At 44.1% G+C, this 14,943-nt stretch carries 15 protein-coding genes; 6 read left to right on the forward strand and 9 right to left on the reverse strand.

Going from position 1 to position 14,943, the window contains the following annotated elements:
• Nucleotides 1-3 precede the first annotated feature (3 nt).
• The gene (locus R8G66_26875; GenBank protein MDW3196024.1) at nt 4-1,074 is read left to right on the forward strand and encodes a DUF3179 domain-containing protein; all 1,071 of its coding nucleotides are present in this window, start codon (nt 4-6) and stop codon (nt 1,072-1,074) included.
• On the opposite strand, the gene R8G66_26880 is transcribed toward R8G66_26875, so the two are convergent.
• Both R8G66_26880 and R8G66_26885 read right to left on the reverse strand, forming a co-directional pair.
• Nucleotides 1,071-1,562 (reverse strand): hypothetical protein, encoded by a 492-nt coding sequence (locus R8G66_26880; GenBank protein MDW3196025.1) that lies wholly within the window; start codon nt 1,560-1,562, stop codon nt 1,071-1,073. The two genes, R8G66_26875 and R8G66_26880, sit on opposite strands and share 4 nt — an antisense overlap.
• Before the next feature lie 128 nt (nt 1,563-1,690).
• Nucleotides 1,691-2,521, reverse strand: a complete 831-nt coding sequence (locus R8G66_26885) for a sterol desaturase family protein (protein MDW3196026.1) — start codon at nt 2,519-2,521, stop codon at nt 1,691-1,693.
• A 168-nt stretch (nt 2,522-2,689) separates the two neighbouring features.
• On the opposite strand from R8G66_26885, the gene R8G66_26890 reads away from it, so the two are divergent.
• Nucleotides 2,690-3,070, forward strand: coding sequence for a BlaI/MecI/CopY family transcriptional regulator (locus R8G66_26890; protein MDW3196027.1), 381 nt, complete (start codon nt 2,690-2,692; stop codon nt 3,068-3,070).
• 3 nt (nt 3,071-3,073) lie between these two features.
• Nucleotides 3,074-4,459: a M23/M56 family metallopeptidase gene (locus R8G66_26895; GenBank protein ID MDW3196028.1), complete on the forward strand. Its 1,386-nt coding sequence runs from the start codon at nt 3,074-3,076 to the stop codon at nt 4,457-4,459.
• A gap of 51 nt (nt 4,460-4,510) precedes the next feature.
• Here R8G66_26895 and R8G66_26900 read toward each other — a convergent pair whose 3' ends face one another.
• The 5 genes from R8G66_26900 to R8G66_26920 form a co-directional block, all read right to left on the reverse strand.
• Nucleotides 4,511-5,080, reverse strand: a complete 570-nt coding sequence (locus R8G66_26900) for a hypothetical protein (protein ID MDW3196029.1) — start codon at nt 5,078-5,080, stop codon at nt 4,511-4,513.
• A gap of 25 nt (nt 5,081-5,105) precedes the next feature.
• The gene (locus R8G66_26905) at nt 5,106-5,591 is read right to left on the reverse strand and encodes a hypothetical protein (GenBank protein ID MDW3196030.1); all 486 of its coding nucleotides are present in this window, start codon (nt 5,589-5,591) and stop codon (nt 5,106-5,108) included.
• A 56-nt stretch (nt 5,592-5,647) separates the two neighbouring features.
• Entirely contained in the window at nt 5,648-6,160 is a 513-nt protein-coding gene (locus tag R8G66_26910; protein ID MDW3196031.1) for a hypothetical protein, read from the reverse strand.
• A gap of 237 nt (nt 6,161-6,397) precedes the next feature.
• On the reverse strand, nt 6,398-6,718 hold the full coding sequence (locus R8G66_26915) for a cupin domain-containing protein (GenBank protein ID MDW3196032.1): 321 nt from the start codon (nt 6,716-6,718) through the stop codon (nt 6,398-6,400).
• A 110-nt stretch (nt 6,719-6,828) separates the two neighbouring features.
• Complete coding sequence (locus R8G66_26920) at nt 6,829-8,292, reverse strand: M28 family peptidase (protein ID MDW3196033.1); 1,464 nt, start codon at nt 8,290-8,292, stop codon at nt 6,829-6,831.
• 230 nt (nt 8,293-8,522) lie between these two features.
• On the opposite strand from R8G66_26920, the gene R8G66_26925 reads away from it, so the two are divergent.
• Both R8G66_26925 and R8G66_26930 read left to right on the forward strand, forming a co-directional pair.
• The gene (locus R8G66_26925; GenBank protein MDW3196034.1) at nt 8,523-9,812 is read left to right on the forward strand and encodes an amidohydrolase; all 1,290 of its coding nucleotides are present in this window, start codon (nt 8,523-8,525) and stop codon (nt 9,810-9,812) included.
• Nucleotides 9,813-9,827: 15 nt separating this feature from the next.
• Nucleotides 9,828-10,238, forward strand: coding sequence for an RDD family protein (locus R8G66_26930; protein MDW3196035.1), 411 nt, complete (start codon nt 9,828-9,830; stop codon nt 10,236-10,238).
• Here the strand turns inward: R8G66_26930 and R8G66_26935 are convergent.
• Nucleotides 10,235-10,711: a DUF6702 family protein gene (locus R8G66_26935; protein ID MDW3196036.1), complete on the reverse strand. Its 477-nt coding sequence runs from the start codon at nt 10,709-10,711 to the stop codon at nt 10,235-10,237. The genes R8G66_26930 and R8G66_26935 overlap by 4 nt on opposite strands.
• A 63-nt stretch (nt 10,712-10,774) precedes the next feature.
• On the reverse strand, nt 10,775-12,112 hold the full coding sequence (locus R8G66_26940; protein MDW3196037.1) for a nucleoside hydrolase: 1,338 nt from the start codon (nt 12,110-12,112) through the stop codon (nt 10,775-10,777).
• 250 nt (nt 12,113-12,362) lie between these two features.
• Here R8G66_26940 and R8G66_26945 point away from each other — a divergent pair, with 250 nt between their 5' ends.
• Nucleotides 12,363-14,927, forward strand: a complete 2,565-nt coding sequence (locus R8G66_26945; GenBank protein MDW3196038.1) for a M14 family zinc carboxypeptidase — start codon at nt 12,363-12,365, stop codon at nt 14,925-14,927.
• The last annotated feature ends 16 nt before the right edge of the window (nt 14,928-14,943 follow it).

The raw sequence follows: 14,943 nt of genomic DNA on the forward strand, positions 1-14,943 counted from the left end.
GAGATGAGAGCAATGATCAAGTGGCTGGTGATTCTGTTAAGTTTTTGGATGCTGTCCTGTAGCAGCGGTGGAAGCGAAGATCCGGTTCCTATTAATGATCCCGGCCCAAGACCTACCACTACTTTCGAATGGACCATCCCACCGAATCAGGTATTTGACGGAGGAGTGGGAAGAGATGGTATTCCTTCCATTGATCAACCTCGCTTTGCCGTTGCTCGAGACATTGCAGATGTACCTGACTGGGAATTTGTTGTCGTGGTAAAAAGTGGGGATGAAATCAAAGCCTATCCGCACAATATTCTCAACTGGCATGAGATCGTGAATGATCGGATTGATGGTACCAATTTCGCTTTGACCTATTGCCCATTGACGGGTACTGCTATTGGATGGGAACGTGGATCCAGTACTTTCGGGGTTTCCGGCCTGTTATACAACAGTAACTTAATCCCTTACGATCGCATTTCTGGCAGCTACTGGAGTCAAATGCTCAACGAAAGTGTGCGAGGCGTACGTGCGGAAGAAAAAATTGAGCGCATTGCTGTGACTGAGTTGCGTTGGCAAAACTTCAAAGCAGCGTACCCTGATGCTCAAGTGCTCACCAGAAATACCGGCTTTGATCGAGACTATGACAGCTATCCTTACGGGGCTTACCGCGGATCGGCTGATCTACTATTTCCAATCTCCAGAAGAGACGATCGACTCTTTGAGAAGGAAAGGGTGCTTGGCGTTCAAATAAATGACATCAATCGAGTATATGACTTCAGTTCTTTCGAGGAACACTCTTTTGTCTACGATCAGTTCGATGCGGAAGAAATTGTGGTATTCGGTAACCGGGAAATGGGATTTATGGTTTCCTATCTCCTTCCACCCTTACGAGGAGAGGTTATTCAATTTACTGAAGTGGAAGATCCAACTTTACAGCACTTCCTGACGGACCAGTTTGGCAATCAATGGAATGTCTTCGGAGAAGTTGTAGCAGGGCCGAATGCAGGGGTGCAACTCACTGCTACACCCTCTTACATGGGATTTTTCTTTGCATGGGCCACATTTAACCCAACGTTGGAGATTTTTTAACGCGCAGAGGACAGTAACTGAACTTCCGGATTCAGCACGTGATTAAGCTCTTTATCAAAGTAAAGGACATGGTTTTCCTTCTTAACTCTGACTCGCGCTGAGTAGAAAAAGTCTGAGACCTTTGGCCCATCATACACATCCGTTTTCATGAATTCATCAATCTTAAATTTCTCGAATTGCTCGGTTAGAAATCCCGTTACCAAATCAGGCACTTCTTTCTCCGAATATTTAGTCCGAGCTTTTACCCTTCTCCCATTGGTCTTATAAGTGACCGCCAGGTTTCGGCCTTCAAACTGAAAATCCACAAACAAGCGTTCTTCACCATTCTTTTCCAACTTGGTCCATTGGTTTTCCTCCGCACCAGGATAGAAATTGTAATGCCAGGATAAAAAGGTAAATGGAAGGTCGTCTTCAGAAATAGTTTGGGCCTGAATTGTTGCAGTAGCAAATACTGTAAGAAACAAAAACGCTGAGATATTCTTCTTCATAATAGCTAGAGACAAATAGAGACTTCTTTAAAAGTAGCTCTAGCCATTGAAAATATTTCAAAGCAACGAAGTGAAAAGGGATATTTATGAATAGAATTGAAATATCACCGATAAACGATCAAGGGATTCTATTCCTTCCCTTTTGGTTGTCGGTATTTCTGGAAGGGTATGGCAAGCAGATTACTCAATCGTGTATTTTCTTCTGAAGCCATATGAGTATCTATACCATATTTCAAAGAAGATGTGTCATCAACGTAAGCATACGTTCCGAAAATACGGTCCCAGATGGAAAAGATATTCCCGTAATTGGTATCGGTCAATGGCTGCTCATAGTGATGATGCACCTTATGCATATTCGGAGTAACGAATAATAATGAAAGTGCCTTGTCTAATTTACCCGGCATGTTGATATTGGCATGGGTCAGGTGAGCAAACAGCACTGAAAGGGATTGATACAACATGATAATCCCCATTGGAGCACCAACGATCATCACCGCCATGATGGTGAACCCGATTCGAAAAACGGTTTCTCCGGGATGATGTCTTAGTCCTGTCGTGACATCCACGGTAGTATCACTGTGATGCACCACATGAAATTTCCACATCCACTTGACTTTATGCTCTACAAAATGGATCAGATAAGCACCGATGCAATCCAACAACAGCACGCCAACAACAATCTGTGCCCAAAGGGGTAAGTCCACGATGTACAATAAACCAATCTTATTGGATGCCACAAAATCAGAGGCAGTGAGCAATACACCCGCAAGTCCAAAACCAATAATTGCTGTCGTGAGGGTAAAAAAGAGATTGAGGCCTCCATGTCGGAATTTCCGATAATGAAAGGAAAACAGAGGAAGTATACCTTCTACAGCCCAAAAGATGACAATCCCTCCTATCAACAAACCTGCTCGAAACCAAGTGGGGACATGTTCGAAAAACTCAATCAACGCTTCCATATACTCTTTTTTCCTTTTGCCAATTTACAAACAAATCGGAGAGTGTATAGGTCTTGAGCTGCATCACCAGGCAGATTAGGGGAGTGATTCAGGCTAAGCTATTGTCAAAAAAAGATATTACTATAAAAATAGTTGTATAATTATAACTATAGTAATAGTTTTGAGGCGATGAAAGAATTGACTAAAGCAGAAGAGCAACTAATGAAGTACCTCTGGAAACTGGAACGCGCTTTTTTAAAAGATATCGTTGAGCAATATCCAGAGCCCAGACCCGCTTACACCACCATCTCTACGGTGGTCAATGTGCTGGTTAGGAAAAAGATGGTAAACTTCAAGACCTACGGAAAGTCCCGAGAATACTTTCCGCTACTGAGCCGACAACAATACCTTTCTAATTCCTATAAAGGGTTATTAAGTGGCTTTTTTGAAGGGTCTACGAAACAATTTGCCTCCTTTTTTACAAGCGATCAGGACCTGTCTCTTTCAGAATTGGAAGACATTCGGAAAATGATCGATGAAGAAATCAAAAAACAAAAAGAGCAGTCGTAACAGATGGAATGGTTCAGCTATCTGCTGAAAGTCATGGCATGCCAGGCATGTTTTCTTTTGGTCTATCAAGTATTGCTAAAACCTGCAGGAATGCACCGATGGAGTCGTATTTACCTGGGGGTTGTGATCCTTCTGTCTTTCATGATACCCCTATTGCATGTTCAAATTCAAACGGAAAATCCCTTGCCTATGTCTGTATTGGAAGAGGAATTTGTGATCCCGTTCGAACAGGCCTTTATAGGGGACAATCAATCACCAAATCCAGTCCAATCCGACCGGACCTGGGGTACTGTTCTTCTGTATGTAGCAATCGGTATTTATCTCCTGATCGCCACATTTCTATTGGTCAAATATTTTGTGAACCTCAAGGTCATTATTACTCAAATAAAAAAGCTCCCATATGATAAACTAAAAGGCATAAAATTCTACGAAACAGACGGACTTGGTCCATATTCATTTTTCGAATCGGTCTTTATTCCCAGGGATATAAAGTCCTCGCAAGGATATGCCCAAGTCGTCGAACACGAGCTTGCCCATGCCAGGCATTGGCACAGTCTCGATCGAATTATTATTGATTTCATCGTTGCTCTTCTGTGGTTCAATCCTTTCATCTATTGGTATAGAAATGCCTTGAAAGCAGTCCACGAATTCCAGGCAGATGAACAAGTGTTAAAGCGATTCCCTGACAAGATTGCTTATCAGGAGATCCTGTACCTACAATTGTTCAAGCCTGTGGTCGGATTAGCCAGTCATTTCAATGCCACCTTAATCAAAAAAAGAATTGTTATGATGAATCGAAAAAAAATAAATCTCTACCGTTGGTTACCTGTGCTTTCAATTCCTGCGATCTTATGCTTGTCGCTGGCTTTCTCACTGAAAGAAGTACATGAGCCCGTAGAATTAGCATTACAGCATCACCTCAATCTAGGGCCGGACACACATTTGAGTCCCCAAATTGAACTCCCCCAAAAGGAGGATATTCCTGACATATCACCGATCAAGGCTTCTGATCTGACAAGAATGTCTTCCGCTTTTGGTATGCGAAAAGACCCGCGAACAAAGGTGCGGAAACACCATAGAGGGGTAGATTTCTCCGCACCGATAGGAACCGATGTATATGCTACGGCAGATGGCGTCATAAAGACCGCACAATCAAGGAAAGGAGGCTATGGGATCATGGTTGAAATCACCCATGGAGATGAGGGCGAGTATACGACTCGTTATGCACACATGGACTCCTATCAGGTAGAAGTAGGTCAAGAGGTAAAGAAAGGCGAAATTATTGGTAAAGTAGGCAATAGCGGCCTGTCGTACGGCCCTCATTTACACTATGAGGTCCACGTTGACGGCAAACCTGTAGACCCTCAAAAATATATCACTGAAAAATAGAATTAATCAAGTAGAATGGTGACCCGGGTCATTGATTCGGGTTATTGTTTTTTATCTAGTCCTCTCATCCCACCAAAAGGATTCCTCATGCAGTATTAATCGCACGATATCTTCGATGAAAATGACCTCATGAGAGAATTCTCGTAGTTTTTTGATCTCAAGTGAATGGGTAACTCTTTCAATCTTTGTCCCGACCCCTTTTTCAAGTAAGAGTCTTTGCACCGATTCCAATTGTACCCGATGGCCACCGAACCAATGCAGACTATCGGATAAAGCTTTCGCCTCGCCTAATGGAATGCCAAGTAGGTTCTTTAGATGAATGATCCCCTTTGGAGGGTTGGCATCAAACCTTATGATCCAAACTTTAGTAGGATCTAAAGCATCGAGGTACATTTCTTCCCAGGTATTCGGATCTATCTGGGAATTCAGGGCTTTCACTTCCTTCGTTTCACGATAGATGGCCCAATACCCAAGTCCTGTACCATAATCCCGATACGTTCTTGGTTTTACCATCCAAAAGTGTGATCGCTCCGACAACTCCACGATAAAATCAGCATCCGGACGATCTGTTTCGTGAAGTGCTTCCTTTAGTATTTGTAAGGCTTCCTCCTGATCCAGCATAATCACAAGTTACGGCAGCTATTGATCACTTGAAATACTCCGCGTAGGTCTCTTTGATAGTAGCAATCAGATTCGTTGCTCTTTCATCATCTGCGTAAGCCAGGTCTTCGATCATGTCTACAATTGGTGAAATGTATCCAGAATACAGCGGATGGGTGCCCATGGCGAATGTATAGAGCAATTCGTAACCTTCATCGTACCCACAAAGAGCGAGAAAATAAGCGCCATCATAAGCTTCAAGCTCTTCATCGCTACTGGTAAACTGCAACAAGTAGTCCTTATCAAATGATTTAATTCCGGCCTTGATCAGGTATTCGATACTACCTAGAGGATATTGACAATTGATCGCATAGTCTACTATGATTTGCTCATCATATCGGCTGACCAGCTTCCTGAGCTCCGGATAAAACGAACCATCCATATCCGCGGCACCATCCATGTTGAGCATTGCGTGCTCCATGCGCTCAAATTCCTGCGCAAAACTTGCGAGCTGCTGTTCTTGATCATTCATAAGATGCTCAAAGAAAGCGCACTTTATACAGCTCTCAACAAAATGTTAGGGTTAAATCAATCCAAAGGTCTCTCTTTAGCCAGGAACAAGCCTTCAAAAATCAATACGTCGCTGTGTACTTCGGTGACCTCACCAGTCTGTGCATCTCTTACTCCTCTGGAATAGGTAATGTCTACCGAAATACGCCAGACACCACCAACCTCCTCACCAGAAATAGATCCGTCGGTAATTTCGAAGACGTCACTGGGCGCACAAAAACAGAACACATTGAAGGCTGTTGGCGAATTACTAAGATCTTCCCCTTCCAAAAGAAAGCTATCTCCCTCAGGCGAGACCTGAAAGAAGAACTGATCGCTGTATTCATCATCTGCAATTTGGGGATTGCCATCTCGTTCGAAAAACCGCTCAAAGACCAGGTCATTGCCTCCGACGATATAGGGATAGCTATTGCTTAGCAGAGCGTCCTGATAAAAATTGTATTCGGTAAGGTCAACCGAAGGAATTTCAGTTTCATCCGTACATGAAACGGTAATGATAGCTGTAATGACCAATAGTAATAGTGTTCTCATCGGATACGATTTTACGCAATCCAATCAAGAGTGATGCCAAAGAAGGGTAGATTGATGGAATTATTAGGGTATTTTAACGTATCCTGATAGCGGTCGATATCACAAGGCCTACTCAATTGAACAGCGTTGACCAAGCGCGAAAAAGAGATACCGGACATTTTTCGATTTCCTTCGGATTATAAATCGAAAAATTCCCTAACCGGGCGTCCGGCATGACGCGCTTGAAGAGAACTCACTCTACTTATAATCCTCCCGTGCGGGGGTGAAAACATCAATCACTTTGCAATCGGTAAGGGCTTTTCCCTCGTGTGGGACACTGCTGGTAATGGCAAATGTCTGGCCAGCGGTCATCACCCGGGTTTCTCCTCCTATGGTCATTTCCAACTCGCCCTCGATCATGTTGACCACTTGCTCATGCACATGATCGTGCAATGGCAGTATACTTCCTTCCTTGATCTCCCAATGGGCAATTGTCATTGTGGCTGTGTGAACAAATTTTCCTGCAAATCCGGGAAGTAGTTCCTTTCCCTCAATCTCATTTAAGTCTAGAAATCCCATGTTTTTTTACTATTTGATATACTTAGCTCCCTTCCCACTCCGACAGAGGGCGGGTGAAATCTCACCCTTCAAGGGTCTCCCTTCTAGAACCTCAGGATGACTTTCGAAGATTAAGGCTGCTTATAAAGTGCTTTTCCGGTTTCGTAATACTTATCTCCTTCTACCCAGAATGGACGGGCATCGCGATCAGCGATAAGCCTTCCTGCATAGACATATGACTTAAAGAACTTCACTAAATAGTCATAATCCAGCGTTTCAGGATTGTCTGTTTGCTGGTGATAGTATTTACCTATTTCTTCATCAAAAGCCGTGAATCCCATACTGAACGTTGGGGCCGGAACGCCTTTCTTCGCAAAATTGACATTGTCGGAGCGATCAAAAAGTCCTTGCTCAGGAGCAGGATCATCCACGGCTTTCAAACCATAGGCATCGCATGCTTTAATGATCTCCTGATCCGCAGTAGTTCTCGGCAAACCAATGATGGTCGCTAATGAAGTATCATTGTATCCACCATTGTCACTATTGAAACAATATACGACCTGGTCCAGTGGAATGATCGGATTGTCCGCGGCATACTGACTGCCGAGCAGGCCAATCTCTTCCGCGGTGAACAGCACAAAAAGTGAAGATCTTTTGGTCGGGTATTTCGCCAAATTTTCAGCCATTGCCAATACGGTCACACTACCCACGGCATTGTCACGCGAACCGTTATAGATCGAATCTCCTTCATCATTGGGTGCACCCACTCCTACATGATCATAATGTGCAGAGTACATCATGTATTCTTCCTTCAAATCCGGGTCCGTTCCAGGCACGATCCCTACCACATTTTTGGAATTAAATCGCTGTACTTTCATGCCATCCACTTTGATGGAAACAGTCGCTTTCTTTTGATCGAAAGTAGCCGCTCGTTCGTTGTTGGAATCATTCACCCAAAGGTGCAATACACCATCTCCTCCTTTATCCAAGACAGTGCGTTCCCCATGCAGGTACCGAACCAGCAGACTCCAAGGTACTTTCGTGGAATTGTAGAGTTCGATCAGGCCTGTGGCCCCATAGGTAGTTACTCGTTTCTTTTTCTCAGCAGACAGACGTGTCCAGCTTCGAGGATCCTGCTCGCCTTTGGAGCCACATAATGCCACGACGATCTTTCCTTCCACTTGCTTCTTTTTAAAATCCTCTTCGGTTCCATAGCCCACGTAGACCATGTCTTGATCCCAGGAGCCATTGGAGCCATCTAGCAGGAGCACATCATCTCCAACCGCCAACGTCAAATCTCCGGTGGTTACGACTCCCTGATTTGGCGGCGTTACTTTTTTAAAGGGGACATCCTGAAAATAACTACCATTAACTGGCTCCACGCCATATTCTCTAAATCTGGATGCGATGTATTCGGCGGCAATGTCTAGCTCCGGGGAACCAGTATCACGACCTCTCAATGCATCCGAAGCCAAAAAGTAAATATGACTTTTGATTTTACCCTCAGTGACAGTCTCGTCTACTTCGGCTATTTGGGCATAGCTCGTTAACACGGCCAACAAAAGGGCCTTGAGTAAGAATATTCGGTTTCGCATAGTGTTCAGTAAATAAGTCCAACAAGTTAACCAACACCAGGGAGATGGCTCCATAAATTTAGACGAACGGACATCACACATGCTTCTAAAATTCAAATAGGCAGCCCTTATGTATGCCTTTCAAACTGTTGTCTTCAGTTGTCATAAGAGTCCCTTTTGAATTATTCGATTTGTTCTATGTCAGATACTCGCGCTATTTTACAACCCAATTTGGTCCCAAAATCGAACCTATGAGAATTTCAATCCTTGCACTGAGTTTCCTCTTTCTTGCCGCCAATACACCCCAAATGGTCGATCGTGACTTGATCAGGGCAGACGTTGACTATCTGATTTCTCTTTATAAAAACATCCATCAGAATCCGGAATTATCTCTTCAAGAGAAAAACACTTCTGCCCTATTGGCGAAGGAATTGAGATCGGTGGGATTTGAAGTCACAGAAAATTTCGGAGGGTATGGCATTGTGGGTATCTTAAAAAACGGTGATGGGCCTCAAATCTTATATCGTACAGACATGGACGCACTCCCCATGTGGGAAAAGACAGACCTGGATTATATGAGCAAGGTAGAGGTGCCTTATCAGGGAGGGAAAGTAGGCACGATGCACTCCTGTGGGCATGACATGCACATGGCTACCTGGATAGGGACAGCAAGGGCCATGGCTGCAATGAAAGATCAATGGAGTGGAACTCTGATGATGATTGGACAGCCAGCTGAAGAAATCGGTATGGGGGCGAAAATGATGTTGGACGAAGGACTCTACCAAAAATTTGGGGTACCAGACTTTGGGATAGGATTACACAGCAGCCCTACGATCCCTGCGGGCGCAATTGGGGTCGGTGATGGACATACCATGGCCAATACAGAATCTATAGACATCCAAGTATATGGTGTAGGTGCACACGGTGCTTCTCCTCATATGTCTATTGATCCGGTCGTAACCGCGAGTATGATTGTAATGGATCTGCAAACCATTGTCAGTCGTAACCTGAAACCAATCGATGATGCCGTTGTTACCGTTGGTGCGATCAAAGGCGGAACGAAACATAATATCATTTCCGATGAAGTGAGTTTGCAGCTTACGGTAAGGACTTTTAAACCTGAAGTACGAGAACTGGTCCACCGACGCATTAAAGAAATTTCCCGGGGTGTAGGAATTGCCGCAGGATTACCCGAGGATAAGTTGCCTGAGGTGATCATCCCTGAAGTATACACGCCCGCCAATTATAACAACCCGGAATTGGCTGCTAAAATCCGATCTTCTGCAGCAAAAGTTATTGGAAAGTCGAATGTAGAAATTTCAGAACCTCAAATGGTAGGTGAAGATTTCGCTCGATATGGATCTACTGAGGAAAAAGTACCGACTGTATTATTTTGGTTAGGTACTGTACCGGATGCAAGGATGAAATCAGGGGACCTTCCCGGATTGCATTCGCCTTTTTACTTTCCGGAACCAGCCAAATCGCTGGAGACCGGCGTATCTGTGATGAGTCAGTCGCTGGTGGATCTTTTTAATGGATAAATAAACCAATTACATATGTCAGAACAACTTTATCCGGGTGTCTTTCTCAGAGTGAAAGCACTGGTCATCGATTCTATCATGCTGGTACTCATGATGGGTGCCGTTACTTTTTTGTTTTCTAAATTGGAAAGTGTTCCTGAGACCTTTAGAATCGTTGCATTTGTAGTCATTTTCGTTTTGTACGATCCCTTATTGACCAGCCTGGCGGGGGGAACCGTAGGGCATAAAGCCAATGGCATACGTGTAAAACGTGCTTCAAATCACGATAAGAATATCTTGTTGCCCATGGCAATACTCAGGTTCCTAATCAAGGCATTTCTTGGGATTATTTCCTTGGTGACCCTGTCCTTCAATGATGAAAGGAGAGGCATCCATGATCTTGCCTCAGGATCTGTAGTGCTGTACGATCAACAGCCGACTGCTTAGAACTCAAATGAACAAGAGGTCTCACTGGCATTTAATCTACCAAAGCGAGAGTCTGGCCAGTTGACTTTGATGATATTGGATTGGCCGGGAAACATCTCCATGAAATGCTTGTCTTCTACTTGCATTGATTTCCACTCTTCTTCCATGCTAAAGCCGAAACTGATCCAATAGCTCTCTCCTTCATCGGAAGCTGTATGGAATTGGAATGGAATTTCTTTTTCATTGATCACCAGTGTCAGTTTTTCGCTGAAATACTGATTAATCTCCTTTTGGTATTTACTGCAATAATGAACTACTGATGAATCGGGGACGATACCGGCATGACTTCTTATGGCATCTCTCAAGTCATCTGAAAAAACTTTGACACGAATCTGACTGGCTTCAATCTCCACCACAGAAATGTATACTGCATGGTTATCCTCCGAAGGATTGACAAGCACCAACAATAACGACAAGTAAGAAAAAAATAGCATGTTCTGAGTTTCGTTTTGGTGCTGGCAATTTACATGTTAATGCATTGTCATGCAATGATCATATTAAGGACGATCAGAGAATTTTGTTGGAGCGCTCACTGTTCCTGAGGCATTGACTGATCGTACTTCCAACGTAGCCAGCTCCTTTTCACTCAATTTTCCATGAAATTGGTTCCCGTGAACCCTCGATTGCAAGGCTCCACTGACAAACACATCATAACCAATCACCCAACTTCCATCATTCGAAGCTTTGGAATGATCCCATGATACAGTCATATGATCTACTTTTTTTTCAGCTTTGAAGTTAGCCGGAGCGATGGGTGCTTGCGTGACTGGTTCAGGTGTATCAGCCAGCATTAGGGCTTCAATTTCTTCTGCAATCAATTCCTTATCTCTATTTTTCTGGATGTAACCCTGCACCCCTCCTGCTTGCTCACTCCAGGCACAAACCCCTTTTTCCGATAGTGATATCTTACCATTTTTGACCGCTACATAATTGTTGGCTTCTCCTCGAATAGCATAGTGCAAGGCACACTGGTCGTTGCTATGGCGGCTGATGTCTTCCGCACCTCCTCGAAATTGAAAATGGAATTCATAGCTTTTCCGAATGATGTGATCTTCCGCAAGTCCTTTGAGCCCTTGCCCGGTTATGACATTGCCATATTCAGCATTATAATAATCTCCACAGCCCACTTCCCAACCTGAAGCAATAAATGGTGCCTGACAATTTTCAATAACGTACCTGCACATGGCATTTCGTTCTTCTTTCACGCAGGACCAATCAGTATAACTGCACAGTTCCTCTGCTCCTCCCCAATTGGTACGATCCAGTCCTTTTCCATCAATGAAATTACCTCCCATGGTTACAACTTCCGCTACTTTCTCTTTGACCAACTCTTTACCTGTAAGGGTGCTGTTTCGATCTGGACCGGATTGTAGTAAGCCATAGAAATTGTGCATGGTCCCGATGATCACGACCGTGATGCTTTTTTCTTTGGCCGCTGCTAATATCTCTCTGTAAAGAGACACACCATCCCTGGCCTCCTCCCAGGATTTAACTGGTGCCGGGTAATTTTTCGCGACCAATCCATCGTAAGTATCTCCAGGTGCGTCGATTTTTTCAGCATAACCTTTATAGTCCCCGACTGGGATAGCCCCTCTATTGAAGAAATGGTTAATGGCACTGATGGCGATCGGAGATTCCTTGTGATTGGTCGAATTGATGACCGCCAGGATGTAGCATTCGCCCTGATTGGCCATGGCATGTAACATGGCCATGCACCCGGCATCATCCGGATCGTAAGAAGGGTCGGTATCCAAAATCACTTTTTTCTGGGCATGGCTCAGCAACACAACCAAAACAAAGGAACAGGATAAAAAAAGTCGAATGAGCTCTTTCATAAAGAAAGGAATAAGCGGAAAAAAAGGTCCCTGAGCCTGATGACAGGTAAAAAGCCAGGATTGATTAAAAATCGTGAATTTCAAGCAGATATAAAAGTTGACTAAGATTCGGTTGTGATGTGTAGCACATGACCTAAACGCCATCTATCACATCCATCACCTGTACAACAAGTTGCACCTTGTCATGTGAATCAATACCACTATCTTCATCAACACATATACTACTTACTAGAATAAACTCGCTCAACACATGCGAAAAATCCTCCTAACCTCTGCCTTCAGCTTGTTGGCCTTGCTCACCATCGCACAAGATTATTTCTATGGTGGTAAGGGTCCATTCGATTCTAATATTCCATCACCGGAAGCTTTTCTTGGCTATCCTATTGGTGAGCACCATACTCGACATGATCGGATTGTCGCATATTTTGAAAAATTGGCCGAGCTTTCCCCGAAAGCCACGATCCATCAATATGGCATGACGCATGAGTATCGGCCATTGGTGATCCTGACCATCACTTCCGAAGCCAATCACAACAACCTTGAAGAACTAAAGCAAAAGCATCTGGACGTAGTGAATACGAATACAACTGTTGATGACTTTTCAGACATTCCGGCTTTCATAAACCTCGGCTACAATGTGCACGGAAATGAGCCTTCTAGCTCAGAAGCAGCGATGCTAACCGCCTATACACTTCTGGCTTCTCAGAGTGATGAAGTGAAGCAATTCCTGGATCAGGGCGTGATTATGATCGACCCAACAATCAATCCGGATGGCAGAGACCGCCACACGCACTGGGCCAACATGCACAAAGGCACACCAATGGTGGCAGACCCCAATGATGTAGAGCACAATGAATCCTGGCCAAGAGGAAGAACCAATCACTACTGGTTCGACCTAAACCGTGACTGGTGGTTGGCCATCAATCCTGAGAGCCGCGGGAAACTCAACTGGTATCATCAATGGTATCCCAATGTAGTGACTGACTTTCATGAAATGGGCACCAACAGCACGTACTTTTTCGAGCCGATGAAGGACAATGCGAGTAAGAATCCCATCATGCCAAAAGAGAACTACACCACCCTAAATGATCTCTTCGCCAAATACTATCAGGAAGACCTCAACAAGATTGGATCATTCTATTTCACCAAAGAAGTATTTGACGGCACCTACCCGGGTTATGGATCTTCCTATCCAGACTTACAAGGCGGATTGGCCTTGCTGTTCGAGCAAGCCAGCTCACGTGGACACAAGCAAAACACACCGACAGGTGAGATCACTTTTGCCTTTACGATCAGGAACCAGTATACCTCTTCAATGGCGACTGTTCGCGCCTCTGTCGAGAACAAAGACCTTCTTCATGATTACCAGCAGAGGTTCTTTAAGTCTGCCTTAAGCAATGCCAGAAGCTCCAGAACAAAGTCATATGTATTTACCGGAGGTGAAGATGCTGGCCGAACCAAAGCTTTCATCGATAAGCTATTGATCCATCGGGTTAAAGTCTACAAAACAAACAGTGATATTACTTCCGCCAGCAAATCCTTCAAACAAGGGCAGTCTTACATTGTACCAACCAACCAACCACAATACCGGATGGTACAAAGTGCTTTTGAAACGTATAAGGAGTTCAAAGACAGTGTGTACTACGACGCTTCGGCCTGGTCTATAGCCAACTTTTACAACATGACTTATGCGGCCATGACTACCGCCTCACTAGGTGAAGAAGTCACCAACAATACCATCTGGGATACCGTATCGGACTTCCCAAAATCCGACTATGCTTATCTTATTCCGTGGAAAGATTACAATGCGATGCCATTGCTCAATGATTTGCAGCAGCAAAAGATTGTGACCTTTTCAGGGTTTAAACCCTTTTCCATCAATACACATGATGGCAATCGCACTTTTGATTATGGCACCCTGATGATCCCTGTAAGTAAACAAAATGCTACCAGCGAAGATTTACACCGTAACCTCATCAATCTTGCCAATAAACACGGCGTTCAAATCTATGCTACTGACGGAGGCTACTCCTCTACCGGAATTGACTTGGGTAGCCGACACTTCCGACCTCTAAGACAGCCTAAGCCCCTGATGCTGATTGGCGATGGCATTTACTCCTATGAGGCTGGGGAAGTTTGGCACCTGCTCGATCAACGCATGGGCATGCCAATCACCAAAGTCCGTATGAACCGATTTGGCAGTATCAATTGGGACAACTACAATACGCTGGTATTAACCTCGGGATCTTACTCTCAATTGGATTCAGTAGATATTCAAAATATCAAAAACTGGATCAGTAAGGGGAATACATTGATCACCTTTCGAACGGCGACTCAATGGGCAATCAACAAAGGACTCGTGAATGAAAAATTGATCAAGGAAGAAAAGAAAGACAAGAATGGCGAAGTGAAAAGAATGCCTTACATCGATGCACCCGAAAACCGCGGAAAGAATTCCGTCGGTGGTGCCATCTTTGAAGTAAACCTGGATCTTACACATCCAGTTGCCTTTGGGTACAGCAAGGAAAATATCCCTGTATACAGAAACAGTACCGTATGGTTAGCACCAAGTAAAAATCCGTATGCCACAGTGGCAAAGTACACAACGAATCCTCATATCGATGGATTCGTCACCAAGAAAAACCTGGATCAATTCGTGAAACCGGGCGCTTCTATCGTGGTTAGCAACATTGGTGGCGGAAGAGCCATTCTGTTTGCCGAAAATCCTAACTTCAGAGGTTCATGGTATGGTACTAACAAGCTCTTCATGAATGCCATGTTCCTGGGTAATCATATCAGTGTTCCAAGGGAATAAATTACATTGGAAATTA

The sequence above is a fragment of the Cytophagales bacterium genome (assembly GCA_033344775.1).
Taxonomy (GTDB): Bacteria; Bacteroidota; Bacteroidia; order Cytophagales; family Cyclobacteriaceae; genus JAWPMT01.

Bases quoted from the DNA above. Each gene is read 5' to 3' on its own strand.
- R8G66_26875 (MDW3196024.1), top strand. From the start codon at position 4: ATGAGAGCAATGATCAAGTGGCTGGTGATTCTGTTAAGTTTTTGGATG.
- R8G66_26890 (MDW3196027.1), top strand. From the start codon at position 2,690: ATGAAAGAATTGACTAAAGCAGAAGAGCAACTAATGAAGTACCTCTGG.
- R8G66_26885 (MDW3196026.1), bottom strand. From the start codon at position 2,521: ATGGAAGCGTTGATTGAGTTTTTCGAACATGTCCCCACTTGGTTTCGA.
- R8G66_26920 (MDW3196033.1), bottom strand. From the start codon at position 8,292: ATGCGAAACCGAATATTCTTACTCAAGGCCCTTTTGTTGGCCGTGTTA.
- R8G66_26945 (MDW3196038.1), top strand. From the start codon at position 12,363: ATGCGAAAAATCCTCCTAACCTCTGCCTTCAGCTTGTTGGCCTTGCTC.
- R8G66_26900 (MDW3196029.1), bottom strand. From the start codon at position 5,080: ATGCTGGATCAGGAGGAAGCCTTACAAATACTAAAGGAAGCACTTCAC.
- R8G66_26930 (MDW3196035.1), top strand. From the start codon at position 9,828: ATGTCAGAACAACTTTATCCGGGTGTCTTTCTCAGAGTGAAAGCACTG.
- R8G66_26910 (MDW3196031.1), bottom strand. From the start codon at position 6,160: ATGAGAACACTATTACTATTGGTCATTACAGCTATCATTACCGTTTCA.
- R8G66_26925 (MDW3196034.1), top strand. From the start codon at position 8,523: ATGAGAATTTCAATCCTTGCACTGAGTTTCCTCTTTCTTGCCGCCAAT.
- R8G66_26935 (MDW3196036.1), bottom strand. From the start codon at position 10,711: ATGCTATTTTTTTCTTACTTGTCGTTATTGTTGGTGCTTGTCAATCCT.
- R8G66_26895 (MDW3196028.1), top strand. From the start codon at position 3,074: ATGGAATGGTTCAGCTATCTGCTGAAAGTCATGGCATGCCAGGCATGT.
- R8G66_26880 (MDW3196025.1), bottom strand. From the start codon at position 1,562: ATGAAGAAGAATATCTCAGCGTTTTTGTTTCTTACAGTATTTGCTACT.
- R8G66_26940 (MDW3196037.1), bottom strand. From the start codon at position 12,112: ATGAAAGAGCTCATTCGACTTTTTTTATCCTGTTCCTTTGTTTTGGTT.
- R8G66_26905 (MDW3196030.1), bottom strand. From the start codon at position 5,591: ATGAATGATCAAGAACAGCAGCTCGCAAGTTTTGCGCAGGAATTTGAG.
- R8G66_26915 (MDW3196032.1), bottom strand. From the start codon at position 6,718: ATGGGATTTCTAGACTTAAATGAGATTGAGGGAAAGGAACTACTTCCC.